Here is a 523-nt window from a genome sequence, read left to right as displayed (position 1 = left end):
TGCTGACGCCTGGAAGTTCGAAAACCTGGTTCTGGACAAGACCCCGGTCAGCACCACTGTCACTGACGAGCCAGGCACGCCGGGCAACGAAGGCGACGTGGTCAAGGTCACCATCACGGCTGACCAGGTTTCGGTTGCCGAGAACGTGAAGCCGACCTTCACCGTTCACATCAACACTGCCCTGGCTCACGATCTGGTCGTGACCCTGAGCAACAACGCTACCGTCACCATCAAGGCTGGCGAAACAAGCGCGCCTTATACCCACGAAGCGCAGGGCGACGACGTTTACAAAGACGCCGGCGAAATTTCCCTGGGTATCAAGTCTGCCGTCGATGTTGACGGCCGTGCCTTCGAGAACCTGCAGTTGGGCGACGCGGCATCGGTCAAAGTCACCGACACCACTGACGACGTCATCGCCAAACTGACCGCCACCCCTTCGGTCACCGAAGGCGGCGAGATCACTTACACCGTCACCCTGACCAACAAAGACGGTCTGCCGATCGACAACCACGCGCCGTTGTAT

At 59.5% G+C, this 523-nt stretch carries 1 protein-coding gene; it reads left to right on the top strand.

The features are described 5' to 3' along the window. On the top strand, window positions 1–523 hold a 523-nt coding region (locus HU764_RS27505), incomplete at both ends, for an immunoglobulin-like domain-containing protein (RefSeq protein ID WP_217835026.1).

It is taken from the genome of Pseudomonas kermanshahensis (genome assembly GCF_014269205.2).
Classification (GTDB): Bacteria; Pseudomonadota; Gammaproteobacteria; order Pseudomonadales; family Pseudomonadaceae; genus Aquipseudomonas; species Aquipseudomonas kermanshahensis.
Note: the sequence above shows the minus strand (reverse complement) of the source record. Positions and strands in the feature narration are given on the sequence as shown.